30 protein-coding genes and 2 pseudogenes are annotated in these 25,923 nt (G+C 52.1%); 5 read left to right on the forward strand and 27 right to left on the reverse strand.

Annotation, left to right across the window (positions count from 1 at the left end):
- Position 1 precedes the first annotated feature (1 nt).
- The 3 genes from SOM40_RS13685 to SOM40_RS13695 are packed head-to-tail and all read left to right on the forward strand — an operon-like array spanning position 2 to position 2,732.
- Positions 2-364, forward strand: coding sequence for a GtrA family protein (locus SOM40_RS13685; protein ID WP_320530155.1), 363 nt, complete (start codon positions 2-4; stop codon positions 362-364).
- The gene (locus tag SOM40_RS13690) at positions 361-1,272 is read left to right on the forward strand and encodes a glycosyltransferase family 2 protein (RefSeq protein ID WP_320530156.1); all 912 of its coding nucleotides are present in this window, start codon (positions 361-363) and stop codon (positions 1,270-1,272) included. Before SOM40_RS13685 ends, SOM40_RS13690 begins: the two co-directional genes overlap by 4 nt.
- Complete coding sequence (locus SOM40_RS13695; RefSeq protein WP_320530157.1) at positions 1,272-2,732, forward strand: glucosyltransferase domain-containing protein; 1,461 nt, start codon at positions 1,272-1,274, stop codon at positions 2,730-2,732. Before SOM40_RS13690 ends, SOM40_RS13695 begins: the two co-directional genes overlap by 1 nt.
- Before the next feature lie 81 nt (positions 2,733-2,813).
- Here the strand turns inward: SOM40_RS13695 and SOM40_RS13700 are convergent, their stop codons facing one another.
- The 20 genes and pseudogenes from SOM40_RS13700 to SOM40_RS13795 all read right to left on the reverse strand — a co-directional run bounded on the left by SOM40_RS13700 (position 2,814) and on the right by SOM40_RS13795 (position 19,720).
- Positions 2,814-4,568: a tail fiber/spike domain-containing protein gene (locus SOM40_RS13700; RefSeq protein ID WP_320530158.1), complete on the reverse strand. Its 1,755-nt coding sequence runs from the start codon at positions 4,566-4,568 to the stop codon at positions 2,814-2,816.
- Positions 4,569-4,622: 54 nt separating this feature from the next.
- Complete coding sequence (locus SOM40_RS13705; RefSeq protein ID WP_320530159.1) at positions 4,623-7,100, reverse strand: host specificity factor TipJ family phage tail protein; 2,478 nt, start codon at positions 7,098-7,100, stop codon at positions 4,623-4,625.
- The gene (locus SOM40_RS13710) at positions 7,087-7,452 is read right to left on the reverse strand and encodes an NlpC/P60 family protein (RefSeq protein ID WP_320530160.1); all 366 of its coding nucleotides are present in this window, start codon (positions 7,450-7,452) and stop codon (positions 7,087-7,089) included. The genes SOM40_RS13705 and SOM40_RS13710 overlap by 14 nt, the downstream gene beginning before the upstream one ends.
- Before the next feature lie 13 nt (positions 7,453-7,465).
- Complete coding sequence (locus SOM40_RS13715) at positions 7,466-7,936, reverse strand: hypothetical protein (RefSeq protein WP_320530161.1); 471 nt, start codon at positions 7,934-7,936, stop codon at positions 7,466-7,468.
- 23 nt (positions 7,937-7,959) lie between these two features.
- Positions 7,960-8,244 carry a hypothetical protein gene (locus SOM40_RS13720; RefSeq protein ID WP_320530162.1) on the reverse strand — a complete coding sequence of 95 codons (285 nt, stop codon included), beginning with the start codon at positions 8,242-8,244 and terminating at the stop codon, positions 7,960-7,962.
- Positions 8,244-9,731, reverse strand: coding sequence for a phage head spike fiber domain-containing protein (locus SOM40_RS13725; RefSeq protein WP_320530163.1), 1,488 nt, complete (start codon positions 9,729-9,731; stop codon positions 8,244-8,246). The genes SOM40_RS13720 and SOM40_RS13725 overlap by 1 nt, the downstream gene beginning before the upstream one ends.
- Complete coding sequence (locus tag SOM40_RS13730; protein ID WP_320530164.1) at positions 9,728-10,279, reverse strand: hypothetical protein; 552 nt, start codon at positions 10,277-10,279, stop codon at positions 9,728-9,730. The genes SOM40_RS13725 and SOM40_RS13730 overlap by 4 nt, the downstream gene beginning before the upstream one ends.
- Complete coding sequence (locus tag SOM40_RS13735; RefSeq protein WP_320530165.1) at positions 10,279-12,606, reverse strand: tape measure protein; 2,328 nt, start codon at positions 12,604-12,606, stop codon at positions 10,279-10,281. The genes SOM40_RS13730 and SOM40_RS13735 overlap by 1 nt, the downstream gene beginning before the upstream one ends.
- 57 nt (positions 12,607-12,663) lie before the next feature.
- Positions 12,664-13,038 (reverse strand): hypothetical protein, encoded by a 375-nt coding sequence (locus tag SOM40_RS13740; protein ID WP_320530166.1) that lies wholly within the window; start codon positions 13,036-13,038, stop codon positions 12,664-12,666.
- 72 nt (positions 13,039-13,110) lie between these two features.
- A complete protein-coding gene (locus tag SOM40_RS13745; RefSeq protein WP_320530167.1) occupies positions 13,111-13,854 on the reverse strand; it encodes a DUF6246 family protein in 744 nt (247 codons plus the stop codon).
- Between the two features lie 50 nt (positions 13,855-13,904).
- Positions 13,905-14,660: an Ig-like domain-containing protein gene (locus SOM40_RS13750; protein ID WP_320530168.1), complete on the reverse strand. Its 756-nt coding sequence runs from the start codon at positions 14,658-14,660 to the stop codon at positions 13,905-13,907.
- A 58-nt stretch (positions 14,661-14,718) separates the two neighbouring features.
- The gene (locus SOM40_RS13755) at positions 14,719-15,102 is read right to left on the reverse strand and encodes a phage tail termination protein (RefSeq protein WP_320530169.1); all 384 of its coding nucleotides are present in this window, start codon (positions 15,100-15,102) and stop codon (positions 14,719-14,721) included.
- Positions 15,099-15,467, reverse strand: coding sequence for an HK97 gp10 family phage protein (locus SOM40_RS13760; RefSeq protein WP_320530170.1), 369 nt, complete (start codon positions 15,465-15,467; stop codon positions 15,099-15,101). Before SOM40_RS13760 ends, SOM40_RS13755 begins: the two co-directional genes overlap by 4 nt.
- A 2-nt stretch (positions 15,468-15,469) precedes the next feature.
- Complete coding sequence (locus SOM40_RS13765) at positions 15,470-15,826, reverse strand: hypothetical protein (protein ID WP_320530171.1); 357 nt, start codon at positions 15,824-15,826, stop codon at positions 15,470-15,472.
- The gene (locus SOM40_RS13770) at positions 15,826-15,999 is read right to left on the reverse strand and encodes a hypothetical protein (protein WP_320530172.1); all 174 of its coding nucleotides are present in this window, start codon (positions 15,997-15,999) and stop codon (positions 15,826-15,828) included. Before SOM40_RS13770 ends, SOM40_RS13765 begins: the two co-directional genes overlap by 1 nt.
- Positions 15,999-16,379, reverse strand: coding sequence for a DUF7370 family protein (locus tag SOM40_RS13775; RefSeq protein WP_320530173.1), 381 nt, complete (start codon positions 16,377-16,379; stop codon positions 15,999-16,001). Before SOM40_RS13775 ends, SOM40_RS13770 begins: the two co-directional genes overlap by 1 nt.
- A 167-nt stretch (positions 16,380-16,546) precedes the next feature.
- A pseudogene (locus tag SOM40_RS13780) lies at positions 16,547-16,789 on the reverse strand (hypothetical protein); the annotation flags it as partial.
- 10 nt (positions 16,790-16,799) lie between these two features.
- A complete protein-coding gene (locus tag SOM40_RS13785; RefSeq protein ID WP_320530175.1) occupies positions 16,800-17,894 on the reverse strand; it encodes a major capsid protein in 1,095 nt (364 codons plus the stop codon).
- 11 nt (positions 17,895-17,905) lie between these two features.
- A complete protein-coding gene (locus SOM40_RS13790; protein WP_320530176.1) occupies positions 17,906-18,334 on the reverse strand; it encodes a hypothetical protein in 429 nt (142 codons plus the stop codon).
- Between the two features lie 3 nt (positions 18,335-18,337).
- Positions 18,338-19,720, reverse strand: coding sequence for a DUF2213 domain-containing protein (locus SOM40_RS13795; RefSeq protein ID WP_320530177.1), 1,383 nt, complete (start codon positions 19,718-19,720; stop codon positions 18,338-18,340).
- Between the two features lie 77 nt (positions 19,721-19,797).
- Between SOM40_RS13795 and SOM40_RS13800 the strand changes: the two genes are divergently transcribed.
- A complete protein-coding gene (locus SOM40_RS13800; RefSeq protein WP_134215703.1) occupies positions 19,798-19,998 on the forward strand; it encodes a hypothetical protein in 201 nt (66 codons plus the stop codon).
- Here SOM40_RS13800 and SOM40_RS13805 read toward each other — a convergent pair.
- The 4 genes from SOM40_RS13805 to SOM40_RS13820 are packed head-to-tail and all read right to left on the reverse strand — an operon-like array spanning position 19,991 to position 24,527.
- Positions 19,991-20,992: a phage minor head protein gene (locus SOM40_RS13805; protein ID WP_320530178.1), complete on the reverse strand. Its 1,002-nt coding sequence runs from the start codon at positions 20,990-20,992 to the stop codon at positions 19,991-19,993. The genes SOM40_RS13800 and SOM40_RS13805 overlap by 8 nt on opposite strands.
- Complete coding sequence (locus SOM40_RS13810; protein WP_320530268.1) at positions 20,919-22,376, reverse strand: DUF1073 domain-containing protein; 1,458 nt, start codon at positions 22,374-22,376, stop codon at positions 20,919-20,921. The genes SOM40_RS13805 and SOM40_RS13810 overlap by 74 nt, the downstream gene beginning before the upstream one ends.
- A gap of 28 nt (positions 22,377-22,404) precedes the next feature.
- Entirely contained in the window at positions 22,405-23,967 is a 1,563-nt protein-coding gene (locus tag SOM40_RS13815) for a terminase large subunit domain-containing protein (RefSeq protein WP_320530179.1), read from the reverse strand.
- The gene (locus tag SOM40_RS13820; RefSeq protein ID WP_256024929.1) at positions 23,964-24,527 is read right to left on the reverse strand and encodes a terminase small subunit; all 564 of its coding nucleotides are present in this window, start codon (positions 24,525-24,527) and stop codon (positions 23,964-23,966) included. Before SOM40_RS13820 ends, SOM40_RS13815 begins: the two co-directional genes overlap by 4 nt.
- A 24-nt stretch (positions 24,528-24,551) precedes the next feature.
- Here SOM40_RS13820 and SOM40_RS13825 point away from each other — a divergent pair, with 24 nt between their 5' ends.
- On the forward strand, positions 24,552-24,797 hold the full coding sequence (locus SOM40_RS13825; protein ID WP_317457713.1) for a hypothetical protein: 246 nt from the start codon (positions 24,552-24,554) through the stop codon (positions 24,795-24,797).
- A gap of 231 nt (positions 24,798-25,028) precedes the next feature.
- On the opposite strand, the gene SOM40_RS13830 is transcribed toward SOM40_RS13825, so the two are convergent.
- From SOM40_RS13830 to SOM40_RS13840, 3 genes and pseudogenes are all read right to left on the reverse strand, one after another.
- Positions 25,029-25,217, reverse strand: coding sequence for a hypothetical protein (locus SOM40_RS13830; RefSeq protein ID WP_320530180.1), 189 nt, complete (start codon positions 25,215-25,217; stop codon positions 25,029-25,031).
- Between the two features lie 89 nt (positions 25,218-25,306).
- Positions 25,307-25,633, reverse strand: coding sequence for an Rz1-like lysis system protein LysC (lysC, locus tag SOM40_RS13835; RefSeq protein ID WP_422655542.1), 327 nt, complete (start codon positions 25,631-25,633; stop codon positions 25,307-25,309).
- Positions 25,575-25,871, reverse strand: a pseudogene (locus SOM40_RS13840) (hypothetical protein); the annotation flags it as partial. The gene lysC and the pseudogene SOM40_RS13840, both read right to left, overlap by 59 nt.
- Between the last annotated feature and the right edge of the window lie 52 nt (positions 25,872-25,923).

The following is a 25,923-nucleotide window of genomic DNA, read 5'->3' on the forward strand; positions in this document are numbered from 1 at the left end:
AATGTTAAAGCTATTTGCCAAGTACACATCGATAGGTATCATCAATACACTCATTCACTGGGTCATATTCGGTGTCAGCATCTATATCTTCCACACTAACCAGGCTCTCGCTAACTTTGCCGGCTTTGTTGTGGCTGTAAGTTTCAGCTTCTTTGCTAATGCCAGGTTCACGTTTGAAGCAAAGACAACCACACTTAAGTATATGCTTTACGTCGGGTTCATGGGCACGTTGAGTGCAGCTATTGGCTGGGCTGCTGATGAGTGCGGCATGCCACCTATTGTCACGCTGTTTGTATTCTCTGCCATTAGTCTGGTGTGTGGTTTCATCTACTCAAAATACATCGTCTTTAGGGATGCGAAATGAAAATTTCTTTAGTTGTTCCAGTCTTCAATGAAGAAGAAGCTATACCTCTTTTTTATAAAGCGGTGCGAGAGTTCGACGAATTAAAACACTATGAAATTGAAATAGTTTTCATTAACGACGGCAGCAAAGATGCGACAGAATCAATAATTAAAGCGCTCGCTGTTTCAGATCCGCTTGTTAAGCCACTCTCCTTCACTCGTAACTTTGGCAAAGAACCAGCTTTGTTTGCCGGGCTGGATAACGCCACTGGCGAAGCAGTAATCCCGATCGATGTTGACCTGCAAGACCCGATTGAGGTTATTCCTCGTCTCATTGAAAAATGGCAGGCTGGCGCAGATATGGTGCTGGCAAAACGATCTGATCGCTCTACTGACGGTAGGCTGAAGCGCAAAACCGCAGAATGGTTTTATAAGTTACACAATAAAATTAGCAACCCGAAAATCGAAGAGAATGTCGGTGACTTCCGGTTAATGTCTCGCGAGATGGTGGAAAATATCAAACTAATGCCCGAGCGGAATTTGTTCATGAAAGGAGTGTTAAGTTGGGTTGGCGGCCACATCGATGTTGTTGAATACGCTCGAGCAGAACGTGTTGCTGGAAATACGAAGTTCAATGGATGGAAGCTGTGGAACCTAGCACTCGAAGGAATTACAAGTTTCTCAACATTTCCATTGCGCGTATGGACATATATTGGCTTGTTTGTTGCTAGTTTATCATTCCTGTACGGCACATGGATGATTCTGGATACATTAGTATTTGGCAATCCAGTGCGTGGCTATCCATCGCTGCTTGTTTCAATATTATTTTTGGGCGGTGTGCAACTAATTGGAATCGGAGTCCTTGGGGAATATATTGGAAGAATATATATTGAATCCAAAGGGCGTCCAAAATATTTACTCCGGAAATAATGAAAATGCTTTATAACGTAAGAAACTACTTTTTTGCGATGCTTGCCTTTTTTGTGCCAACATTGCTTGCTAACACATATTATATAGATGACAATGGGCGCTCTATTGATGGCTATTACAACTGGGGTATAGACGGCCGCCCATTAGCCGAAAGAATAATGAAGTCAATAATGTTCTCAAGGGATGTTGTTGACATCTTCCCTCTAAATATATTTTTATCTTGCCTTATACTCGCACTGGCTTTTTCAGTGTTGCGCCTTTTTTTAGAAAAAGGTGAAAGCATTTCAAAATGGTCATTCCCGATACCTTTGCTAATTGCTTTTAACATTTTCTATATAGAACCTTCGTATTATAGATTCGACTCCATAACTATTTCACTTGCTATAGCGTTAAGTGTTGTATCCTCGGTATATTACCTCAAAGCAAAGTGGGATTTTTTAGTTACTGCTATTGCAACCGCATCTGTATTAAGTCTTTACCAAACGTCAATTAACATATTAATGTTGCTTTGTGTTGCTAATGCTGTTTTTTTAGCAGTCAAACAAGAAAACATTCTCAGCGTACTTAAATCTTTAGCGATAAAAGGAGTTGCTGTCGCTTTAGGCTCTGCAATTTATTTTGCTGTTATTTTACCTTATTACGTACTAACTACGCATGGCGCTGATCATCCGGGAGTTAACCTTGCTTCAGCAGTATCTAATCTTTCGAAAAATTTCTCTTTAATCTTGAGCATTATATCTTCATACGCTTCTCCTAAGCATGGCTACACCTACATGAGCCTCGTGTTTTGCCTGGCAATAGCGTCATCATTATTTTTGGCGTGGAAGGGTAGGCATAAAGGGATAATATCATATGCTTTCATTATCTTATCGCCAATTGTGTGCTTGTGCTTGATGCTTGGAGTATCTCTTGCACTGGACCAGGTTCTTTATTCGCCTCGGGTTTACATCTCTTTTGGAGCGATGGCATATTTTTGCTTCGCAATTTTTTACATTTGCCTCCCAAGAAATGCAAAGTATCTTTCATTAATCTGCCTGCCTTTCCTAACCTATCCTACAGTATTAAATTATGCTTATGGGAATGCAATGAAATCGCAAGATGCGCGGAATATACAAACACTAACGGAGATTGCAGAAGCAATTTCATTCTCCGAAAAGAAAGTGAAAGTCATATTCAATGGAGACTACCCTTACTCGGCAGTAACAAAAAATACTCTTGACTCTTTTCCTGAACTAGCGCGCCTAATTCCTAACTATTTTACAAATTGGTGGTGGAGTTTCCAGTATATGAAAAGAAATGGACATGCCTATGACTTTCCTGCCGGGCAAGACGCAAATTATGCTGTTAGCGCTCTTAATATGTGCGCCGATTCTACAATTAAAAAGGGGAATGACTTTACTGCATACTTAAAAAATGATTATGCCTTAATTGATTTCACCAATTCAATTTGCAGCAAATGAATTTAATGGCGGGCATTGCCCGCCATTAAATCCCAGGCTCATGATATTGAACCCGCACTATATATCTATTTTAATAATACTCTAGACGATTCTAGATATCATAAAGTTAAATCCACATGCAACGCCAGCCCCAGCGGAGTTTCGTACTACAACCCGAAAAGCAGTAGCGCTGAGATTTGTTGTTTCAATGGTTACATCCGCATTAGCGGCATATGGTGTCACTGATACTATATAGGTCCCGCTATCTCGTCCCAAAGTCCCTTGATTATATGTGACAGTATAGATGCCAGCTGCACTTGTCTGAGCGGTAAATCCAGGGGAGGAAACACCAATTTGCCCTGACGAGGTTACTCTTCCAGCATAAACCATGCTCTGGGACGTTTGTGCCATGGCAGTTTCGTCATCATAGACGCAACCTATTGGAATTACTTCACAGTTGTTGGATGTGGCCCAATATGGCCTATCAACCGAAGGGATATACCCAGAACTGTTGGCAAAAGCGACCCCTATAAGGATAACTTTTGTTTTGCCGCCCGCCGACGCTACAGAAATATTGTTTGTAGTGTATTCTGTGGCGCTCCCTCGATTAAATAAACCGCCATTAATTATTACAGTCACTGGTTTTGTTGCACTGGTATTGACAATTTGGAGATCCGCACCACCTTTATTCAGCTCGAAGTATGGTGAATTTAAAACTACAGCGGGTACAGTTATATTACCTTGTATGTTAATTAACATTCCGCCAGAATTGCTATCCCCCATGGTGCCGTTGCCTTCACAAGTGAGCCCATTGATTACGTTAGACGCCCCCCATCTTTCACCTAAAATTCCATATTTAGAATTATTACTCGCTGATACCCTGTTGAAAACCACCGCATTTAAATCAGAACCGACAGGGTTTTGCCCTATCACTCTTATGCCAATATTATTATATTGGGAATAGACATTACTTAATTCACTGGTTATGAAGTTCTCAAGCCGGATCCCTTCACCTGCAGTAAAGTTTATTGCTGTTATGTTATCTATTTTACTATATGCTTTTCCTTGAACTAGCAACCCATAAGCGGAAGATGAGCCTTTTAATGTAAGGCCTCCAATATAGTCGTAAGCATGAACCCTTTGAGTGCTATAACTATTATCGCCCTTCATTTGGATGGCAAAGGTATTTACATTGCAATTGAAAATTGTTTCAGCCATATTTTCGCCCTCATAATGTGAGCGAACTCCAGAAACCCCCGGGAATTGCGGGCTGAAATTTGCGTAGTCAAGGATCAAAGGTGATGCAATGTCATATGACCCCTGCTTTATTTTTAATGTTCCGCCATTAGGCCATTTCAAGAGAGGATCTTGGTAGAAATCATTCAGAAAATCTTGAACTGTTGTTTTTGAACCATCAGGATAAAGCGCCCCTACTATACTGGCACCACTTGAACTAGCCAGCTCTCGACGAAGCACATCACTGACATCAACTGCTTGCCACTTCCCAAATTCTACCCCTCCGGTACTAGAAGGTGTTGAGCCAGTGGGCACTATTTTTGGTAGAGTTGAAAGGTCATCCCAGCGGTACCAGACGCCAGTAGAAGTATCCTGGATAATATCGTTTGCTGCAGTAAGCGTTGCGCCAGCTTGAAATGAGCCGTTCGGATTGAATCCGAGATTATAAATCGCCTGCTTGATTAATTTAGTTAATCCTTCGATCGTGTAATGCTCACTGCCAAAACGGTCAATATATGTCTCTGCCAGCGAAGTGGCGAACTCATCAATTTTCCCGGCGTTAAATTTAAGATCACGCGGAGATTCACTTGGAACGGGCAGATTAGTTGGTTGCGTAGTCATATTTATTCCATAAAAAACCCGGCATAATGGCCGGGTTAGGTTGGTGGGAAGGATTTATTTGTAGATGGCATCGCTATACTCAGCGAGCGTCAAAGATACCGTGTTATCTGTGTTCGGCTTGATGCTACTGACCTTCCATAGTTGACTGTCCAGTTCTTCTACTGTCGCTATGATGTAGCGCGATGGAAGCTGAACAGTGTCTCCGTTCCATACGTTGAGCTGAGTTCCGGGAATTTCCGCGGTGAAGCCATACTCCGTGTCACTGCGGGCGGCTGCTGGATACCGAAGAGTCGGATTACCTAAACTGTCGGTCACCAGCACATACATCGAGCCGGTGAAGGTGATTGACTCACTGGTATCAAAGTCATTACCGGAGCGGCCGGTGATGTAACCCTGCTGCTGGTTGCTGTCGTAAATGTCCGGCATCTGGATAACGCTTCCGACCTGGATGATCCCATCTTCAAACACCCTGGCATTCATCCTGACACGGGAATACATCAGGCGCCTTGTTTCCCTCAGCGCACGCTCACGCGCCTGGTACTCGTTGCGGAAGCCGACGATCTCCAGTTTATTGGGGTTCTCCGCCTCCTGCTCAACAATCACCCCGTTCAGCACCCGGTAGTTGATGTAGGTCTTGTTGTTCGTGGTCGGATGAACATACGACACCTGCACGCCGTCATATCCGCCGGGCAGCGTAGCCTCGTAGGTGATTTTGTACTCGTCCGTTTTCATGTTGGCCCGGTTGAATACCGCCGCCGGGTAATCCACCCTCTGATCGCGGGTAAACGTCAGCACGCCATCGTCCCAGTAGGCCATTACCGAGGCGGCATTACAGATTGCGCGCACCCGGTCACCCAGCGAGTCGTTCTCGTCATCAAAGGTGTAATCGAATTGCCCAAGCCGGTCATCCGGCAGGCTTTCGGCGATCGCATACAGGCCGTACAGGTCAATGCTACTTACCGGCTGCGCGCCCATAACCAGCCAGGTGTGCGCCACCGCATCCGCAAATGAACGCGACGGCAGCAGGGTGTAATCCACCGTCTGCGTTGCCAGGTCGTAGGTGATCGTGTGGCGGGTTACCAGCGCGTTGTATTTCCGCTCCCGACTGCCCAAGGCGTTCTCAGTCGCCCTCACCTTCACCCGCACCAGGGTGTCGGTCGGGTGAACCACGTTCGTGCGGATGTTTATGGCGTGGATCTCTTCGACCTTCAGTACCGATGCGTCACTGGCGTTGTCGGTACGCTGGAAGCTGATCGCATATTTACCGAAGCCAGCAGCAGGCGTCAGTTTGTCAGTTCGGTAGAACACCTCGCTGGTATGGTCGTGCGGCGTGCCCTGGTAATAGGTGAATGTTTCCTGCGTCCCGGGGATCTGGTTGTAATCGTCGTCGATTTTCCAGATAACCACCTTCCAGTTGGTTTGTTTATTCCCGCCCAGGCTGGACTGGGTATGCAGCCACAGCTCAGTGGATTCCACCGGGGAGAAGAACGGTCCGACTGTCAGCGCCTCGTTGTCGTTCAGGATGAAAGTGGTCGTGTTAATTGTGGCCGTCGCCGGCACGTCAGAAGGCCCCTGCAGATCGCTCATGGTGAACGTGTACCGGGTGACAGGGTCAACTGGCGCGCCGTCGTTGGTCTCAACCGCCGAGATCAGCGTCCCGGAGAAAAGCACATCCTTCGTGACGCTGCCGGATGCAGTGGCGTAGGTCACGTTGATGGTGAATGTCACCGCATGCGGCAGCACCAGCCCCATGAAGTAGTCGAACTCGGCCTGCTTCACGATCTGCATGGCTATCTGGCCACCGGAATACGTTCCGCTCACGACTGTATTGGCCGTCGCTGTTTCGACCGGGAAGTCGTCAGCATCGTTCTGGCCAGGAACCTCCTGGCCGTCGACGTCATCGAAGCCGTAGCCCTCGACAATCTGCGGGATGACCTCGCCAGGCTGATGGAACTGATATTCCGCGCCCGCCAGCGAGCCCAGGCTTGATTCCGAATAGCGCACCGACTCGTAGCTGTAGTGGCCGATGCCGATGCACATCCACTCGGTGACGTATTTCAGGCCGCCGTCAAAATCATCCTGCCTGATGTACTCAAACACGGACTCCTGAATCAGATCCGGGAACGAACGCACCTGGCCGTAGATGTCCGGCTTCGCCTTATAGACGCGCGCGGTATTGGTCTGTCCGGTCAGGCTGTTGTTCGGCGAATCAACGGTGTTGCCGCTGGCATTCGCTATGGCCGGCTTCGGTGCGAGAAAGGAGAACACCTGGCCAACCACCTTGAAGATCGGGCTCAGGATGTCGCCGATAATGCCCTTTGGCTGGTCAAACAGCTGGATAACGTCCAGCTCGCTCAGTTCAAAATCCAGTTCGTCGTCATCACCCAGCGTAACGCCGTTGCGCACGATGAGCAGATCTCGATGCAGGTTGCCGTCGTTCTTCGTCAGCCAGGCATAAAAAAGGGTGCCGTTTGGCACCCTGTATCGTTCTTTTGGCGTTCCTGGGAAGCGCTGCAGCTCAATCAGAGCCATATTCGAAATACTCCACTCTGGTGAATGCCCGCTGGATAACCAGCAACGAATCCATACGCACGCTGCCGCCCTCGCCCCGCGCGTGTAGCGCCTGGCGGTTCAGCACAAGCCCAACATGCGCAGGCTGCGAACCCTGATAGCCGACGAAAATCCCGCCCTCAACCGGTTTATCGACCGGGCGCCAGAACGTGACATCACCCTGATAGCAGGTGAAGAAGTCAGCCCCGGCTTCGTAGTCCGGCGTCTGGTGCAGTTCGGTGCCGAGGACATGGCGGAAGTACAGCACCACCAGGCCCCAGCAATCGACCTTGTCAAAAGTGCAGGACCGGTTCGACCAGGGCACGCCGATCATCCTCCGGATAAACTCAGAGGTACTGCAGGCCGGTGTACTCGACTGGGTCATATAGCCTTCCGATATTGTTATTCAGCGGGTTCGTCATGGATAAGGTGATCGACGCGCTGTCCGTGTCGATATCGACGGTTTTCACGTATAACTGCCACGATTTTGTCGGCGCTGATACGTCAATGCTGTCGAAAATCTGGCGTGTTGCTGTGATGGGAGATAGCCGGGCCGCGCCCTTCCATTTCTTCATCAACGCTTTCACGTCCGTCGACAACCGGCCTAACTTCACCGTCGCGTCGATCACCGGCGTACCGCTCTGCTGGCTCTCTTCAATTTCGAACCTTGCTGGCGTGTACACCTGGCCGCCGAGTAACTTTTCGAAGAACTGCTTATTGACCAGGCGGACGTAGCCAAACGATGGATGGTAGAACGTGATTGTGTCGTAGAGGCCGCGCGTCGGGCGCTGTTGCTTATATTCTCGATAAGATGGCATATTCCACTCTCTGAAAGTAGTGGCTAAGCCCAAACGCGGGCAGGCGTTTTCGGGGTTACGACGAAGCCATTTAGTTCGGATAAATCAAGATCGTCGTTAATAACACGCAGATTCACGTGGTAGCCTGGCTCGGTCACATATTCCACAGACTCCGCATCACCGATGCTGTTAGTGATAACAGCCACCACATCCAGACTAATATCAGGGTGGTATAATTCGCCCTGCTCTTCATCGACCAAAAATCCCGCCTCGATTAATTGCTTGCGCATTTCGTCGGAGTCAGCGAAGCGTAGATATAAATCTTTCATTAGCGGAGCCCATTGATTTGATTAGATGTTAACTTTCGATGCCAGATACGGAAGTTACGGATGTGGAAGACTGCATTTGAGTTGCCCTGGATATCTATACTGGTAGGTATTGAGCTTGGCGTAGTTGGAGCGAGAGTTCTGCTGTTGGACTTCCCATCAAAATAGATGCTTGTTGTATTGGTCGAATCGATAGTTTGTACATAGACTTTGGATGCGAATGGGTAGGTCACAGCAATCGATGGGCCACTACCGCCAATATATGAATTTAGCGTTGATGATACTGCCCTGAAAATAATGTCGTTATTAGAGCCAGCTACTCTCACAAAGTCGATATAACCAACGGAGGGTGTAACATATTTATTAACTGAAACCTCAAATGCGAGAGCTCTGTTAAACGCATCACCAATTGTCCTATAGCCTACATTACCAGAAGGCTGCAGAGCGACTCGCTCTCCAGCCCGTGTAACCGACGAAGCCCCGGTCGGGATATAGCTGGTTGCCACTGGATTTTTCTCTACCTGAAGCATCTGTATATAAAGTACAGTTCCGATAGCAAGGTTAGCGTTACCTCTTAGCCAAACGCCAGCGGTTACCACACCAGCGCTTGGCGCAGTATATGTCGCGGTCAGGTATGCGTAGCCATCACTTCCCAATGACGTGGTATATGTAAGCCCGGCGGTGGAACTGATGAATGCCCCTGTAAGCGCATTAAAAAAGATATTTGCGATATCAGTACCATCAAGTGTAAACCTGAATCGAACAATGTCCGATGAGGCTTTTGCTCGCCCCGATATTGTGACGGTATCGCCCGCATTAACGGATATGTTCGAGCTAACCGTAGCCTGGTGATTGGCGCTGGTAGCAGCGTTTACCGTACCGGTGTAGGTGGTCGCCTGTGTAGTTCCATCCACAATTGAGGATTTAGTCAGAGTGCTGTTGCTCTGCCATAAAGAAGGCTCATTGCTGTTCAGAACATAGTTTGTGCTTTGCCCCTCTATCAAAAGACCTTCTCGCTCAAACCTTGGCTCATTCACGGCCGCCGTCTTCAGTACACCAGACTTGTCGATGTACGTTGCGGTCGTTGAGCGTGTAAATGTCATCGACTTCGTGGGCAAGGAGTAACTGGTTCCGGCCACTGTGATTGTGTCCGCAGGGGCGAACCCGGCCAACAGGCGCAGGTTATCATTGAGAGGAGCCCATACATCAGGGAAAGGCGCATCCTCAAATGGGACGGAGGTCAGCTTCTGCGCGGCGGCCAGCGATTCGGCCGCTTCCTCCGCATAACCAGCCGCCTCAGCGGCGGACTGAGCCGGGCTTTGCGTGAGCGCATCCAGCGAAGTCTTCACCCGAGTCGCCAGGCTGGGTTGAGGCGGGTGATTTGGCACACCAATGACCTCACCCTCTGCACCCGTCAAGATATGTTCGAATGCATCAACAGCTGTATCAAGCCGGGCAATAGCCGCTTCGCCGGCAGTAATATTTGTCATGTCTGGTCCTTAAATCCGAGTGAGCATGCATCTTCCACCTTGCTTGCCCAGAGCATAAAGTCAGCGTCAGTCATAACAGGTGGCATGGGAAGAATTTCAGTTACTACTTGGTCCAGCCAACTTCCCCAAGGTGGAGGCAGCTCAACAATGATGTCGTCGAACTCGTCATCAGCGTTGTTAAGGCGATTCGCGATAACCGTACCGGTCCAGGTTACCACCCCGCCGTCGATGCTGCCCTGCACCGGCATCTGCGTGAAGTGCAGCTCCTGCATCTGGAGGCCGCTGCCGCCCAAATTCACCTTCATTCTGAACCAGTTCAAACCCTTGTTAAGGTAGTTCGGGCTACGCAGCCATTGCTGGAAAGCCTTCTCTTCGTCCAGCGTAAAGATCCACGTCAGCGACCATGTCACTTTCAGGTCATCCGTGAGATTCTCGAAGATGGCCGGGCCGACCGCCGGTTGGTCGGTCTGAAACCCGGTATCGAAGGTCATGTTCTTGTTGGCCTTCTGCGCCAGCGGTAGCCAGCCAGGGTAGTCAATGATCGGCATTAATTTTGCCCCCTTGGCGTGCGCTTGACGTTGAAGTTGCTGGTTATGCCCTGACTTATCATGCCGCCGTTATTCAGGTCAGCGACGATCATGTCTATGGTCACGCCACCATTGCCGTCAGAACTGGCTTGGGCATCCACTGCTGACCCGTTGTAGTTCTGGACGTTGATGGACACGTTAATGCCGCCACCGCCCTGCATATCCTTATTGCTGATGACCTTCCCGTTATCGCCGGGGATCATGTACTGCTTGCCGGTGCTGGCCTGGTAAATCTCAGGCATCCCGCCTTCGCCGACCTGGTACATTCCGCCAGCGCTGACCGGGCCGCCGTTCTTGCGCTTGCCAGACAACGCAGCAACTGCCGCCACCGCCCCGAGACCAATAGCCACTGCGCCGCCGAACGATGCAATGGATGACATGATGGCTGCAGGTGTCCATGCAGCCGTTGTTGCAACGGCTGCCGTGGTACTGGCCGCAGTCTGAACGCCGATACCGGCCACTTGTGCTGCTGTTGTCGCCGCTATAGCTGTCTGCTGGGTTGTGGCTCCCATGATTGCCGCCTTCGCCCACTCCATACCCATCTGGACGAAGGTATTAATGACGCTGTTCAGAACGGTCATGCCGATACTGCGCATTGCGTCACTGGCAGACATACTGCCTGTGATGATTCCTGTCAGCGCGTTACTGGCAACCGAACCGAGTGAATCGAAAGCCGCTGCTGCTGCCTGTGTGGCCGCATTCTGCTGTGCCCATTCTTCCCACATCGCCGCGTTACGCTGATCGCGATACTGCTGCTCGATAGCGGCGCGCGCAGCCTCTGCCTCTCCGATCTTCTGCGGGTAAAGTTGGGCGTACTGGTCAATGTCGGCGATATCTTTTTGATACTGGCTATCAATACCAGCCGTTTTGCTCGTTTTACCCTGGATGGTGCTGAACTTATTGGCCGCATCAGCGCGTTCCTTTTCTGCCTTGGCCTGGGCGCGTAATGCGTTAGCGTTATCCCAGGCTTTTGCCGCGTACTGCCCGGCCAGAATGACCTGCTCCTGTGTCGCATCATTACCCAGAGACTGCTGAGCATTAAGCACGGCCTGCGCTCGCGATAACTCACCAACACTGCCAGCTGACAATTCGGCTTTCTGCTTCAGCTCATCCAGTTTTTGGTTAACCGACTCTTGAGCTTTTGCATATTTCTCAGCCTCTTTCTGTGCCGCAGACTTTCCGCCTTTTGCTTTGCTGCCAGTAGCAGCGCCGGTCGTTTTAATCTCGACCGGCTTTGTGTTAGCAGCATTCTGAGATGCTTTGGAAACAGCATCCAGATCGCCAACCAGCATGGCGGCTTTATTGCTCAGCCCGGCCAGGGCTTTGTTTTGCGCCTCCCAGCCATCAAGCCCAAGCCAGGACCATGTGCGCGCCCGGCGGTTAAACATCTCTGCTGTGCTGTTCAGATCAGAGATCTGAGCATCTGCGGAAATAGCTTTACCTGCCAATCTATCTAACGCTGCTGTTAATGAGTCGATTACCGTTACCATCCCTGAACTCGCGCCAGTAGCCTGGTTAACTGAGTCGATCATCGACAGGAATGAGTTAGTCAGTGCGTTATTGGCTTGAGCCAGAGTGCGAGGAAGTTTTTCGAACTCTGCATTTACTGAGCCTGTTTGTTTCTGGATGGCGTTCAGTGCGTCTTCGGCAGTCAGTTTCCCGTCCAGCATCAGCTGGCGAAGCTCTCCAACACTTACGCCCATCCCCGCGGCAATCTGACGCGCCAGTTCAGGCATTTGCTCGAGAATGGAGTTGAATTCATCAGCCCGGATTGTGCCAGAGGAGATCGACTGGCCGAACTGACGAAGAGCATTAGCCATTTCCTCGGTTGAAGATCCGCCGATGCGCCCGATTTTCTGAAGTGTCTCGGTGAGCTGAATAATCTGACCGTTCGTCGCTCCGGTATCGCGCAACGCCGTGCTGAGGGTTTCCCATAGCTTCGCCGTGTCCTGCAGCGAACCGCCCGTGGACGAACTGATACGCATCAGGCTCTGCATCGTCTGTGATGCCGCTGTAGCACTGCCTGTCAGCCTCTCAATGCGCGCGTTTAGCTGGCTCATGTTGTCAGCAGCAACGAGGAATGCCTTACCCCAGTCAACAACGAGTGAAGCGGCTATAGCCCCGGCGACGCGGTTGATATTCGTCTGCAGCTCATCCATCTTTTTGGCTGCGTTGGTGGCAGAGCTGCCTATGGAGTCGAGCGACTTATTGGCCTTTCCCTGTGCCTTGAGCAAGCCAGATACATCGGCCTCGATGTCGTAATAAATCTCGCCTGCTTTTTCAGACATCACTTTTCTCCGGGCATAAAAAAACCCACCGAGTGGTGGGTTAGTTATTCGTGTCGTTTATTGGCATCGTTCGGTGTAGGACGGCGGTGGAGGTGTATCTTTCGAGCTTAGAAAGTGATCACCAAGAGTGTAGTCGACACCTTTTGAGAACATCCCTTTCGATTTCATGTTCAGCTCAACGAAGAATGGATGGAAGCCTGCATAGGCACCGAAACTATTCTTTCCGTTAATCTCCCCGCAAACTACAGCAATGACACGGCCATCTTCAGCATCGGTCATTTTTGCAACTTTCACATTGCGGAACTGCGCGCTACCAGGATCCAGTAGATTGGCTGAAACTTCAGATTGCGCCAGCGAAATTGCCTTTTCCTCGCCCGGCTTGCAGCCAGCAAGAGCCAGCGGAATAGCCAAAGCCAAAAGTATTTTCTTCACTCTTATCCCCTGAGTTTTATTGTCGAGCCATATTACGCCCGGTCAGGCGATTACGGTACATCCATTATTAACTCAGGCGGATTTCTTTGATGATTTTTCGCGCTCAATCATTTCCTGCCAGCGGCGATCGTCATCGTCCATAACAGCGTCGTACTCCTCACGGGTGAAGCCTTTCTCGTCCGGGTATTTGGCATTCAGCATCATGGCAAACTCGGTCATGGTGAGATTTTCCGCCTCCTCCCTGCTGATCCCGAAGTGGTTTCGCGCTGCCATGATATACTCGGTGGCGTGAAACTCTGTCGTCGAGTCCTTCCCTTCGTGCTTCTGGAGTTTCCTTACCCGGGCACGGCCGATGATGCCGTGCATCATAAGTGACTGCGCAATGAGAATCAGGTTTTCAGGTGGCAGCACACCACGGCGCCATACGAACGTTCGCTTGCTGGCTTTAGCGATGTCATGCCATCCAACTAATTCAGCCACATCCTCATCGCAGCATGACTGAATGACATTGATAGCAGACAGTAGCGCCTCGCGCACAAATCCCGCAGATTTGGCAGCCTCGATCGCCCATCCCGGCAAATCAGCATCACCAAAGTAATGGGCATAGAACAACCGCTGATGCTCAGGTAACGATCTGTGAATGCTCCTGGCTTCGTCAATCAGCCTCGCAACATCATTATTGAACAGAGCATAGAACGCTCTGACGATATGCGCTGGCTCTCCTATACGCGACATATTGCGAAAGGACGGGCGAAAGAAATATTCGCGATCTCCTGCGCCTATAACGCACTCACCAATTTCTTTCAGGGGGGTCATAGAATTCTCCATAATCATTATCAAGGGCAGCGAACCACCCTTTGTAATGATTACGGTGCTGCAGTCACGGTAACAGCACAGGTATCGGTGAAATCACCGTCAGCCGTGGTCGCCGTAATTGTCGCCGTTCCTGCAGAAACAGCCGTCACCTGGCCGGTCGAACTGACGGTAGCGATGGAAGCTGCCGAGGTCGTCCAGGTGATCGCCTTGTTGGTTGCATCGTTTGGCTGTACTGCGCCGCTGAGTTGCTGCGTAGCGCCAACGACCAGAGAAGCAGTTGCAGGGGTAACTTCAACGCCAGTGACCGCGATAGAATCAGCGACCTCAAAGACAACAGTGTCAGCGTCGTATACCTTCCACTCTCCTGAGAAGGTGGCAATGTCGTTCGTGCCAAAGTCACCAGACCAAGAGGTTGTGTTGAAGTACCCCATGATGTAGGTGCCAGCATCTTCGCCAGCAAAATCAAATCTAACCCACAGAGTCGGCTGTCGACCGGCTTGCACTTCATCGAAGATGTATTTGCCCATTCTCCAGGCGCCAATTTCTGTGCTTTTGTCCCTCTTGCGAGCCTCGCCTTCACCAGAAATTGTAATGTCCATGTTATTGACCAGGTTCTCAACCAACCCCTTGGAATCATCAGCCTCGGAATTAATTGTGTTCATCGAATAATCGAGACCCTTGGTAGTCATAGCGCCGAGACGCTTCCATTCAGAAAGCGCTGGCACTGCGTCGGGGCAGCCATAGGCCATGCGTAGCACAGCTACTTTCCCGATCAGCTTGCCAAAATCATTAGCACAGCCTTGCATGTGTACCTCTCAAATAAAAAAGGCCGCCGGGTGGCAGCCTGATGGGTTGATGGTTGGGTTATTCGCCGTATACGCACATGAACTGCAGCCGGAAAAGCAGGCGGCCTTCTTCGGTCAGGACGGGAGCAGGCAGGTTACCGAGGTTTTGGATTAGCCCCAGGCACTCGTCGCCAATGTCGTTCTGTTCGACGTAATCGATAAGCTCCTGCGCCTTCTTTGCCGTAGCGCCTCGCTTATCCTTCGCCCCCACCACATCAACCATGACATAGTGGTCAGAACCGAGATCGTTACGGATATCGGTACCGCCATTTGGCCGAAACACGATGAAGGAGTCAGCAAGATTATTTGTGTCTTCGAACGCCAGCAACTGAACAATGCTGCCAGCTGTAAGTCCGGCATCGACGAAGAAGTTACGGACGCGCTCATACATGGCTGGCGTCATAATGAAAGCTCCTTGCGCATTACGGCATCAATCTGGCTGCGGGTGTCTTCAAAGCCTTTAGTGAGGAACTCTTTCTGCGCGATGGCGCGGCGGAAAGTTTGCGGCACATTCGGGTCGTGAACGAAAACAGCGTAATTCGCCGTGTATCCCACCCGTCCTGTCAGCCGAACGCCGTTGTTTATCAACTCCCGATACTGGCTATTCAACAGCGTTGAGGTGTCGATCGGCGTGTAAAGCGCGGCCTGGGAGCTACCGATTATCAGTGCTGACTGTAGTGCCCGGACAACCTTTCGCCCTTTCACGTCGTTGATGATGCGGTTGAGCCCGGCTTTCAACTGTCTGACGCCACGAACTTTGATGCCCATGGCTACACTCCCGTCAGGATGGCGAAATCGTCCGCCACCCGCTCAAACGTGTCGGCGTAACGGATAACCTGCCGCACCTCGTCAGCGCCAGCAGCAACCGGATCTGCTTCGGTAGACTCACCAATCAGCAGGTAATCACCGGCGTCGGCCAGCGCGTATTCGGTCCAGACCGTGTTCTTCACGACGATTTCGGAGCCCAGGTTGCCGATACGCTTTGACAGCCCGCCCTCATAATCGACCATGATGACGACCGGCGTAGCGTAGCCATTCAGCGGATCTCCATTTTCATCCCTGCCGCCTGCACCCTTGCGCCAGATAGTGGCTTTGGCAGTGTAGGACCAGTTCGCAGCTGATGACATCAGTTCTCCCTCCAGCGCAGCACCAACGCGCCCGTAGCGCGAATCTGTGGGCAGTTGATGAACCACTCACCGTCCGATTTGACGTAGCCGGTGGTCTCCCGCCCGGTATCGGTCAACACCCAGACGCGGGTGAATGAACGCGGCAGGCGGACGCTAACAGGTGTCCACGTCATCAGCAGCTCCCGACGACCATGAACAGGCCGACGCTGTTACCGACGCTGATCGGCAACTCACCGGTACAGCCGCTGGTATCGAGGCGGCCAAGTGAATCGCGCAGCCAGGTGATGCTGTCGTCGCCGTACTCAAACGAGCGTGACGCGCCAGACGGCGCACCCTGCGATTTGATTCGGCGCGCGCCGGACGACGTTGCCATCAGCGCGGCCGCGTACATCAGGATCAGCTTTGCGGTGCAGTCGTCATACCCGGCCCCATCGAGGCACGGGATGATTTTGTTTACCACGCAGAGGATCGGGTCCAGCAGCGCTCCCGGGATGGAGTAACCCAATTCACCGAGGAACGCCTGCACGTCTGCCGCCGTGATTGGGTCAGCCATGGTTATTTCGCCTTCTTCGATTTAGCGGAGGCTTCTGCCTGCTCTGCCTGCTCTGCCTGCTCTGCCTGCTCTGCCTGCTCTGCCTGCTCTGCCTGCTCTGCCTGCTCTGCCTGCTCTGCCTGCTCTGCCTGCTCTGCCTGCTCTGCCTGCTCTGCCTGCTCTGCCTGCTCTGCCTGCTCTGCCTGCTCTGCCTGCTCTGCCTGCTCTGCCTGCTCTGCCTGCTCTGCAGGATTATCGCCCGGCGTGGCAACTTCAAGCTTGCGATCACCACCGGATACGATTTCCACCAGGCCAGCGGCTTTCCACTTTTTCGCGGTGTCTTCGCTCACTTCCACCTTTGCACCAACCTCCAGTTTCTGGAGATTGGCACCGGAGAAAAGGTTATCGCTAATCACTTTGACCAGTGCCATATCTCACCCCTTAGCTGTGTGCGTAGATGACGCTTTTCTTGCTGTTGATGTCGGTCTTAACCATCAGGCCGGCAGCGCCCCAGGTGCGCCAGATGTAATCGCTGTTGTAGAACGGACGCGGATCGGCGACGGTGCCAAACGCCTGACCTACAATCGGAGCAATCACGCCAGCGGTCAGCGGAACAATCAGGATCTGGTTGCCAGTCAGCTGAGCATCTTCTTTAATCGCGGAAATGCCGGACAGCTTCAGAAGCTCCTGCAGGATGGTGTCAGACTGATAGTTGTCGCTGTAGTAGCGTTCCAGATTGGAGATGATGGCGCTCGACACATACCAGGTCTGCTCTGCGTACTGGTTGTTGGTCAGTTTGAGCGTATCGCGCAGCTTGATTGCCGCGTTATGGATGGCTTCCGCCGTAGCCGACGCGCTGGTGAAGTCGATATTCAGGCCGGTAGAGCCCAGATCCACCATCGCCACGCGCTCGTCGTTTTTCAGCCCCTTCCAGGTCTTCTCATCGAACTTGATGTAAGTCCCTTCCGCGTCACGGTAGCCGTTGTAGATGTAATCCACATACTGGCGGCGCACTTCGTTGGTGGACTCGAACTGGGCATCAGAGATGATGTCGAACGCATCCGGGTTGTTCAGTCGAGGCTCACGCCAGTGGAACTTGAAGCCGGTATCGTGCACCGGAACCATGGTGCCATCGTACTGGTACTGCACGGCATCCAGCGCGGCACCGATCTGACCGGACATGGAGGTGTGGGCCCACATGCGGCCGCCGGACTTGGCGTATTCGTACACGGTCTGGTTGATGCGCACCGAACGAGACAGCGGCATCAGGTCGTTGAACAGGGTGAACTCAGTGTTCGGCTGGAATTGACGCAGAACAGTCTGGTCAAACGCCTTATACAGATCCGCTGGGGAGCGCACCGCGTTAATGCCATTCAGGTGGTTAACCGCGTTGATGCGATCGGCCATCTCCTGCATGACGTTGATGCCCTGATGGTTCAGTGCCGCATCACGCTCCTGCGAAAGCATACCGAACTGGTACTGGTTCACGGCCAGGTTGCCGGTCTTTTCGCCCAGCGATTTAGAATAAACAAACATTCAGTGACTCCTTACTTAATCACTACGCGAATGAGGTCGCCAGCTACGGCGGTAATTGGGCGCTCTTCGTCGCAATAGCAGCGATCGGCTTCGCCAGTGGCCCACTTCTTGACCTGGCCGTTGGCGATAGAGAGAGCGTCGCCTTTTTTGTATGTCCCAGCCGCAGCGCGCACGTTCAGGAACATGCCCGGCAGCGGGTGAATGCCAACCAGCAGATCGTCTACCGCGAAGGTGTCATCCACCGTCTTGCAGCGCAGATAATCGTAATCCGCTGCGTAGATGATTGCCGTCTCGCTGCCGTCCACGGAGACTTTGAAAACGCCAGCATCGAAGAATCCCAGAGTGCCGGGCTTAACCGCGGTAGCGCGGCCTTCACGATTGAGGAGCGGATTAGGGAATACGCCACCGGCGTGGATTACGTGCTTTCCGTCTTTAGCCATTTTTTACTCCGGCATTTCGCTGACTGACTGGTTATTGGTTGCCTGGCGGAATGCACCATTCAGGCCGGTTGAGGTCTGGCACTGAGCGAACAGCTCTTTCAGCGGCTCGCCGTCCAGCGCATTTACTGCGACATCGGTCATGCCGAACTTGGCTTTCACCGCCGCACGCATGTTGCTTTTCTCGCCTTCAGCGTTGGCGTTGATCTGGCTATTCAGCGCAGTAACCTTCTCAGTAAGCACCTTGGCCCAGGCAGGCATCTCTTCGCTGTTGGCAGTCGGCTCTTTCTTTTTCGACTTGCCAGCATCATCGACGTCATCGCCGCCGTCTTTTTTGTCGTCAGAAGCAGACTTCTTCATCTGCTCGTTATAGGCATCCCAGACCTGATCGTCGGTCAGCCCCTCGGTTGTTACGCCTGCGGCATTGAGCGCGGCGATCATCTTCTGTTTCATCGGGTTTTGTTCTCCGTTGGTTTTGACTTCGTACTCAGTGGGTTTGCGCACGACTTCGATGGGCTCACCGACCAGCGTTACCGCGTTATCATCGATGAGGTATTTCTGCTGGAAGAGCTGCCGTCCCTCTTCGTAGATGAATTTGTCCGGCCAGACGGTCACCACATAGCGATAAACGTCACTGCCAGACGGCGCGCGGATAGACTCACGCAGCATCTGGTAGATTTCGTCGAATGAGGCGTCGGAGTTGTGGGTGAGAAAGAACTTCACCTTGTTCACAAGACCATCTTTGAGGCTGTTTGCCGCATCGATGAGGCTGGCAGTTTCGACCTTTCCTTCCTGCCCGTCGGCGTTCACGAACATGCCCACCCCCTCTTCCGGCGTCCCGGCACCCGGCTCGTCCAGCAGAATGGCGATGTGGTCGAACTGCATGTTGTGGGCGACCCAGGAGTGTTTCTTCCCCTTCGACTCACCAGCCTTTTGCTCTTTGTTCAGTAGCAGCCCGGTGGAGACGTGGATCGGATCGGCGTTATTGCCGGTGATCATGTCGTCGAGTCGCTGAATCAGTCGCTTGCCGTCAGGCTTGGCCTCTGCCACCGCCTTGTTGACGTAAACGTCCATCACCACCTTGTCGCTGGCTTTGCTGACGTTCTGCGCCCATGCCCCGGCGTAGTAATCATTCACCGCTTGCGGGTCGTTGGCGCTGACGTATTTGCCGTTCACCATCGGATGGCCGATCGGCATTAACTTACGCTCCATCGTCTGGTAGCTGTTGTTAATCTCCTCCGCCGGGTACAGGCCGCCATTCATCACGATGTCATCGACGATAGGAACCGCACCACGAATGACGTAGTGTTCCTGGCCGTTGATGGTGGTCGTTGAGATGTTGGAGGCGTTGATGGCGAGGGATTTAACGTGGATGCTGGATAGCTTCACGATTATTCCTCAGGTTTCTTGATCGCTTAATCAGCGGGCAGTAATTTGTTTAAGCCGAACACTTATGGAGGATTGCAATGGCTTTATTTAAGGTTACTTATCAGGTTAATGGGGATCCAACCTTCAGGGACGTCAATGTCAGTAGCGATAAAGAATTAACCACATTTGATGATGAGGTTATTCAGGCAGCGATGCGTGATTCTGTTCATTACACCCCGGCATCAAGCGCAACATCTATTAATGGACTGAGAGTGGTAATGGTTACGCCAATCAAGTAGTCCCCTTCCAAAGCTGGCGCTCTTTCGCCAGCTTATCAGCCAACCCTTCATTAAATATGCTTCCATCGTCATTGAGCAGCGCCGGAATCTGGCTGCAATAGCAGTTGTACCGGTTTCCGTTCTCGGCGTAGAAGTCCCGCACCTCTTCGGTGGTGTAGACTTTGCCGTGACGGCTGGCGTGCCAGGTGCGCGTCGTTGGCTTGAGCGCTGATAGCCACAGCAGACCAGTATTCAATCCCAGTCGGTCGGCGGCCCAGTCCGTTTCGTTCCACTGAGCCTGCCGAAGCGCGCCGACCTGCTCGGTCTGAGCAATCGACTTTGCCCGGCTCATTGACACGTCGAGGCGCTTACTGATGACGCTGGCCGTTTCACTCGGGTTAACCCCGCGCGCCACCGCATCGGTGATGATGCCTGTCAGGTCAGCCCGGGCGGCATCGCTGATCGCCTTCCAGTCGCTGAACGTCGTCAGCCTGGCGGAGGCGATCTGGTTTTGATAACCGGGACTGCTTAAAAGCTGCTGTAGCGTCGTCTGGCTGGCGTATACCTGCGACTGCTGCGAGAGGTTGTTAAACGCCTCCAACGTACCGCGCTGCGCCTCAGCGACGACGTAATCCATCGCCCACTGGTTGTTCTCGCCACCGTCCAGCAGGTAGTCATCCAGGATTCCCTGCACCGCCTCCAGCAGCTCCGCCAGTTCCTGGGGGGTCATATCGTAGATGAACTTCCCGGCGTTGACCTGGTAGAGCCTCTGATCCTCGCCGTTGACGTGGCACAGGAAGTGCCAGCTGTGGCTGTTGACCTCCCGCTTTCGCCCAGTTATGCGCTGGTCGAACAGGGCCTTAATGGCGCGCTTGATGCCGAGATAACGCTCTTCGATATCCCGGAACATCGCGGTGACCTGCTTTGCCGATCGCGTCGGGTCAATCTTGCTGCGCGGAACTACCGGCGTCCCCACCTTCGTCTTTTGCTCCGGCGTCATCGGAAAGAGGATCATCTGTCGTTACCTTTTTGCCAGGATCTGGAGGCTTAACATCTTCACGAGGCTCAAGCTCTCCGGCCTCTCGCACTTCGTTCTCGTCAACAGCAGGTGTGCCGTAGGCTTGCTGAGTATCCTTCGCGACTGCGGCCATTTCCTTCATGTTGGCAATCTTCTCTTTCTCGCTTGGAGCAAGAAGATCAGACCAGGTTAAAGTGATTTCGCCCGACTTCGGCGGCTCGATAACTTCCACTGTCCACAGGCGTTCGATGACTGCGCTGGCGCGGCCAGTCTGGAACCCGTTTCGGCGGCCATTGCAGCGCTTGGCAAAGTCGTTTTTGTCCTGATCTGATGCAAGCCTTCCTGTCTGCTGTCCAAACAGGATAGTGAATGGCATCTGAACTGAAGAGGAGAATTGGTTCGCTGACACTGTCCAAGTTGGGCCCGGGTCGGCAGCGGCGACAGAGAGGACTTTCGCCTCGCCGTCCTGGGTTACCAGCGCGGAATCTGTACCAGAGTTAAGCTTCTGGATGGCGGCGTTTAGTGCCTCAGCCAGCCCTGAATATCCGGCTTTCTTGGCATCCTCCATGATTTTTTCAATCTTGGTGTCTTTCGACATGTTAATGCCGAGCTGTCGGCTGGCATTTTTCAGGAATCCTTCAGCGCTGCCGCCGGAGGTTTTAGCCATGTCCAGCAGGTCGTTATAGCCTGCACGCAAGAAAGGGATGCCAGCCAGTGATGATTCATCCTCTGACCCCTCGCAAAACATGATGATACGTTCAGGGTGTATTTTGATGGAGCGCATCGGACCTACAATATTGCCGCTATCCCCGACGGGTTGCTCCTGGAAATAATAGAACTTCGGCATGGCGTAATCAGGAGACTTCTGATCTTGCTCTAACTCCCCCGGCTTAACCTGCGATTCCCATGCAGGAATCATCTTTACCAGCCCGCGCTCACGGGAATTACGCATTACGTCACGATTTACTGGCTCATACCATTCCCGACTGTCTGAAAACTGCAGGATGAGAGCGGAATAGTGCCCGACAAGATTCCGTCGATCGGCATCTTTCACCTTTGCCCAGTACTTCTTCATGAGCTTGGTGACTTTCTTTTCCCAGGGCGTGGTCTTTTTGGCCTTTTTGGTTTCGTCGCCATCCACGATTACCGGGCTATCAGACCAACATGCATCCAGGAGTTTATGAACCGCACCGAACGCAGCACCATTGCGCTCGTACATGTTATAGAAGTGGTCAAAGTCGAGACGCTCAGGGTAGCCAAATTCACACCACAGATGGTGCCGCTTGGTGTTACCTGATTTGTTGAAGCCAGCCGCATAAAGCTGACGTGATCTCGAGACCTCGTTGAGGCTGTTCACAATGAGCCCAGCGAGGACTTGCATTTCTGTATCGTTACTCACTGAGTTGTCCTTATGTGAAGAATATCGCCCCAGAACGGCGAGGAGAGTGCAGTACCCGGTAGCGGGTGGCGTCCCAGTCGTGGTCTTCCTGCTGGGTATCTACGTCATCAGGGTTTTTGCTGTCTCTGACCAACACAGGGATGCGGCTAATCCAGCCACGACAATGCTCGAAAACGTAAAATGCAGGCTTCTCAGGAACGCCGGATTCCAGCTTTTTGCCCTCAACGACTGCCTCAAGCATGTCAGCGAAAACCGAAGCCCCGTTTACTCGCGAGCCTGGCTTTTTATTGGCTTCAAGCCATTCCACACCCTGATTTTCCATTTTCTGTCCGATCGACAATTCATCGTCACCGGTATTGAAGATGGCGCTATCCGCCGGGCCGGGGATAACTTCCGAGCATATGCCCGGCATTATGTTCAGTTGCCCCTGAGTGACGCCATCGAGCTGGATCTCTTCCGGCTCGTCGACATCATCGCCTGTCAGCCGATTATCAATCCACGCCACGCCCTTAGCGACGTTGGTAGACGACATATTCAGGCCTTTGTTCAGCTCGTCAGGCGGACAGCCATACCACTCGCCAATCAGGATCAGAGACCCGGCAGGCGGGCAGAACTGGCGACCATCTGGCAGCTCAGCGGCAGTGCCATCAGCCTGTGCCCACCACAGGTTAGAGAACGGCTTCGACTCGCCCCAGTCATGAGAGCGGTCAACGGTCCAGCTATCCGGTATGCGGAACGGCTTAATGACGTGCAGGGACTCGTTCCACAGGTGGTCAAAGCGCCCGCCGCTGGTGACATCCCATGAGCCCTCTACCCATGCCTTACGGCGGTTCGGGTCTTTGATGGCCATCAGAGTCGCGATGTACTGCGGATCGAGATACGGGTTCTCTTTGAACGAGCCGTGAATCGCAACGCGGGTAAGCGTTACGTCCTCTTCGCGTTCGGTCTGCGGGTTGAACACCTTTTGCGTCTCGCGAATGATGGTGCCGCGCGGCGCAGGTTCGATGAAGCGCTTCTTAACCCAGGTATGGCCGATGCCAAACGGATTCGTCGTACTGAAGGTCTCCAGCGGGATCGGCTTGAGTAACGAGCCATCATCCCGCGGATAATTCTCAGGCCGGAACGAGGAGCGCCGGCAAGAGAACATCATCTCGTAGAACTCTCCAGACTGCTGCTTGGTCAGTTCGTTAAAGCCGATAAACGGGAACTCCTGACCGTGATAATCCCAGTAATCACCCTCTTCTTTGCCGAAGCGGAACAGCAGTTCCTCACCAGTGGGCCACACCCAGCGCAGTTCAGATGCTGACGCCAGATAGCGTGCGCCGTCGTTAAACAGGCGGTACATACGCTTTGACTGGGTGATGATGTCGGTGAGGTTTTTATACTCAGTATCGAATATCACCCCGCGCCAGAAAGATCCGTAACCAAGGCCGACAAGGCGACGAAAACGCGCTAATTGTGCGGCGGTCTTACCGGGCCCGCGAGTGCCCTCGTACAGGATTTCATTGCATGGACAGCTAAGGGACAGAGATTGTGATCCGGGAAGAGGTTTCCAGACGGCTTTGTAATTCATCCACCCAATACCTCACCCTGTTGTTTCTGAGCTGCCTTTTCCCATTCATCTGCGCTATCACAGAATGGAACTGGCATGATGTTGTGCGTTGCGGTGACCTTCTGCTCAACCTGCTCTTTAAATGCCTGCACACTGATATGCTTGCCGAGCAATTCAAGGTTCTTAACTTTATCCGGCCATTTAATCTTCTTCAGAAGACCCGCGGTGTCACCTTCCCCTGCCATCGTCATCACATCAAGACCGGACAGCGTGGTGCGCCATACCCTGGGCCACTGTGCCACCGGTTTTAGATCTCCTGATTCCGTCAGGATGTCGAGAACATCCATCTGGTCGATGTCGAATAAGCGCTTCAGCACATAATCAGCATCAATGTCGATTCGATCATTGCGCTCCGCTTTGAGTTCGGAGATTCTGGACTGGATACTAACTTTCGCTAAGTTTTGAGCGCCCTGTTCGTTCGCGGTCTTTTCGCTGTACCCCGCCCGAATAGCCGCTTGTGTAGCGTTTAAATCGATGAGGTACTCGCGACAAAACATTTCTTGTTTGTCGGTGAGTGCCATTATTTTACCTACAGAGGGATTTCAATGAGTCCAACTATCATTAATGCACTTGCTATCATCTTTGGTCTGGCTGGCTCATTACTGATGTTTATGAATGGCTATGTCCTAAAACCACACCCTTGGGGGATATTTCCTCCCGATAACTATCAAGAAATAGCGAGGCAGATTGATGATGAAAATAAACGTATTGTTCGGATGCAAAGATTAGGGATGTTGAGTCTTTCTGTTAGCTTTGCCTTGCAGGGCGTAGCCTTATTCATCTCATCATAATTTCTCATACACCACAGACTTAAAGTGGAACTGATTCGAACCATCTGGCAGGGAGTGAACCTACTCGCCATTTTAGGTAGTCAGGTTTATTAGGTAGATATAAGTTATAGAGTCTCTTTATCCCCTATAGGGCTTAACTACGATTTATCCGTTATAGCCATTACGATGGGTCTACCCATGGTGATGGCAATAAAAAACCGCCCGGAGGCGGTTGTATAAAAAGTCTGAAGCTTATTTTTTAAGTGCGGCCTCGATTGCATCCGCCAGCTTTCCAATGCGGTCCGAAGCCTGATCCAAGTTGCTATGCATAACTCCACCGGAGCTGGCAGTAGCTTTTACTATTTCAAGCGCTGCCTGAACAGCCAGTAAACGCTGCCTGTCTTCAGGTGATGGTCCATTACCAAAATACCCTTCTAACATAATGAGTCCTCATTAATTTAATGACGTTTTATTCCCATAACATCATGAGGGTATGGCCTTGGATTTCAAGTGGATATCACATCAAAATTTTATTGATGTGAAGCCCTCATAATTTCTATCTTCCTGATACTGGCCTTGTCGCTGTTGCACTGGCCCAGCGCCGACAGCAGGCTGACATTCAGATCCAGACTGGCCCCGTAGGTCAGCGGTTCAGGGATAGCGGGCTGTTGTGTCTCAGTTGTCAGGTTTGCCGGCAGCGGCACCACCGGAACCTTCACGTAAACTGTCCGCGTAGTCGTGCAACCGCTTAACGGCAGCAGCAGGCACAGGGCGATCAGCGCAACTATCGCCTGCAACAGCCACTCGGATGTCTTTCTGGGCACTCTGTGAGTCCAGTGCGATCTGATTCTTGGCATGCTGGTTGGCTTCCATGACGATGTTGTTTAGCCTGATGGTTTGCAGAACGTTTCCGGTCACAGCTTCGGATGCGTCAGCCCGGGAGGATTCTTTATCGCGCTCGCCTTTGTAGGCAATGGCACTGTCGCGGTAGTGATTAACCGCCCATGCCATCGATACGAGCAAGAGGATGATGACGGCGCAAATGATTGCAGTGAATCGACTCATAGAAGAATTACCCCTACGAACAGAAACCATCCCCACCCGTCATGTCCATTTGCAGCAATAAATCCAGCGGCCGCCATGCATA

Source organism: Leclercia sp. CFBP8987, assembly GCF_034044995.2.
Taxonomy (GTDB): Bacteria; Pseudomonadota; Gammaproteobacteria; order Enterobacterales; family Enterobacteriaceae; genus Enterobacter; species Enterobacter tamurae.

Bases quoted from the DNA above. Each gene is read 5' to 3' on its own strand.
- SOM40_RS13745 (WP_320530167.1), bottom strand. From the start codon at position 13,854: ATGACCCCCCTGAAAGAAATTGGTGAGTGCGTTATAGGCGCAGGAGAT.
- lysC (WP_422655542.1), bottom strand. From the start codon at position 25,633: ATGCCAAGAATCAGATCGCACTGGACTCACAGAGTGCCCAGAAAGACA.
- SOM40_RS13765 (WP_320530171.1), bottom strand. From the start codon at position 15,826: ATGTCATCAGCTGCGAACTGGTCCTACACTGCCAAAGCCACTATCTGG.
- SOM40_RS13825 (WP_317457713.1), top strand. From the start codon at position 24,552: ATGAGTCCAACTATCATTAATGCACTTGCTATCATCTTTGGTCTGGCT.
- SOM40_RS13760 (WP_320530170.1), bottom strand. From the start codon at position 15,467: ATGGGCATCAAAGTTCGTGGCGTCAGACAGTTGAAAGCCGGGCTCAAC.
- SOM40_RS13805 (WP_320530178.1), bottom strand. From the start codon at position 20,992: ATGATCCTCTTTCCGATGACGCCGGAGCAAAAGACGAAGGTGGGGACG.
- SOM40_RS13830 (WP_320530180.1), bottom strand. From the start codon at position 25,217: ATGTTAGAAGGGTATTTTGGTAATGGACCATCACCTGAAGACAGGCAG.
- SOM40_RS13735 (WP_320530165.1), bottom strand. From the start codon at position 12,606: ATGTCTGAAAAAGCAGGCGAGATTTATTACGACATCGAGGCCGATGTA.
- SOM40_RS13705 (WP_320530159.1), bottom strand. From the start codon at position 7,100: ATGGCTCTGATTGAGCTGCAGCGCTTCCCAGGAACGCCAAAAGAACGA.
- SOM40_RS13810 (WP_320530268.1), bottom strand. From the start codon at position 22,376: ATGCAAGTCCTCGCTGGGCTCATTGTGAACAGCCTCAACGAGGTCTCG.
- SOM40_RS13800 (WP_134215703.1), top strand. From the start codon at position 19,798: ATGGCTTTATTTAAGGTTACTTATCAGGTTAATGGGGATCCAACCTTC.
- SOM40_RS13755 (WP_320530169.1), bottom strand. From the start codon at position 15,102: ATGACGCCAGCCATGTATGAGCGCGTCCGTAACTTCTTCGTCGATGCC.
- SOM40_RS13775 (WP_320530173.1), bottom strand. From the start codon at position 16,379: ATGGCTGACCCAATCACGGCGGCAGACGTGCAGGCGTTCCTCGGTGAA.
- SOM40_RS13770 (WP_320530172.1), bottom strand. From the start codon at position 15,999: ATGACGTGGACACCTGTTAGCGTCCGCCTGCCGCGTTCATTCACCCGC.
- SOM40_RS13815 (WP_320530179.1), bottom strand. From the start codon at position 23,967: ATGAATTACAAAGCCGTCTGGAAACCTCTTCCCGGATCACAATCTCTG.
- SOM40_RS13685 (WP_320530155.1), top strand. From the start codon at position 2: ATGTTAAAGCTATTTGCCAAGTACACATCGATAGGTATCATCAATACA.
- SOM40_RS13785 (WP_320530175.1), bottom strand. From the start codon at position 17,894: ATGTTTGTTTATTCTAAATCGCTGGGCGAAAAGACCGGCAACCTGGCC.
- SOM40_RS13715 (WP_320530161.1), bottom strand. From the start codon at position 7,936: ATGCCATCTTATCGAGAATATAAGCAACAGCGCCCGACGCGCGGCCTC.
- SOM40_RS13720 (WP_320530162.1), bottom strand. From the start codon at position 8,244: ATGAAAGATTTATATCTACGCTTCGCTGACTCCGACGAAATGCGCAAG.
- SOM40_RS13710 (WP_320530160.1), bottom strand. From the start codon at position 7,452: ATGATCGGCGTGCCCTGGTCGAACCGGTCCTGCACTTTTGACAAGGTC.
- SOM40_RS13820 (WP_256024929.1), bottom strand. From the start codon at position 24,527: ATGGCACTCACCGACAAACAAGAAATGTTTTGTCGCGAGTACCTCATC.
- SOM40_RS13700 (WP_320530158.1), bottom strand. From the start codon at position 4,568: ATGACTACGCAACCAACTAATCTGCCCGTTCCAAGTGAATCTCCGCGT.
- SOM40_RS13730 (WP_320530164.1), bottom strand. From the start codon at position 10,279: ATGCCGATCATTGACTACCCTGGCTGGCTACCGCTGGCGCAGAAGGCC.
- SOM40_RS13790 (WP_320530176.1), bottom strand. From the start codon at position 18,334: ATGGCTAAAGACGGAAAGCACGTAATCCACGCCGGTGGCGTATTCCCT.
- SOM40_RS13725 (WP_320530163.1), bottom strand. From the start codon at position 9,731: ATGACAAATATTACTGCCGGCGAAGCGGCTATTGCCCGGCTTGATACA.
- SOM40_RS13750 (WP_320530168.1), bottom strand. From the start codon at position 14,660: ATGCAAGGCTGTGCTAATGATTTTGGCAAGCTGATCGGGAAAGTAGCT.
- SOM40_RS13695 (WP_320530157.1), top strand. From the start codon at position 1,272: ATGAAAATGCTTTATAACGTAAGAAACTACTTTTTTGCGATGCTTGCC.
- SOM40_RS13690 (WP_320530156.1), top strand. From the start codon at position 361: ATGAAAATTTCTTTAGTTGTTCCAGTCTTCAATGAAGAAGAAGCTATA.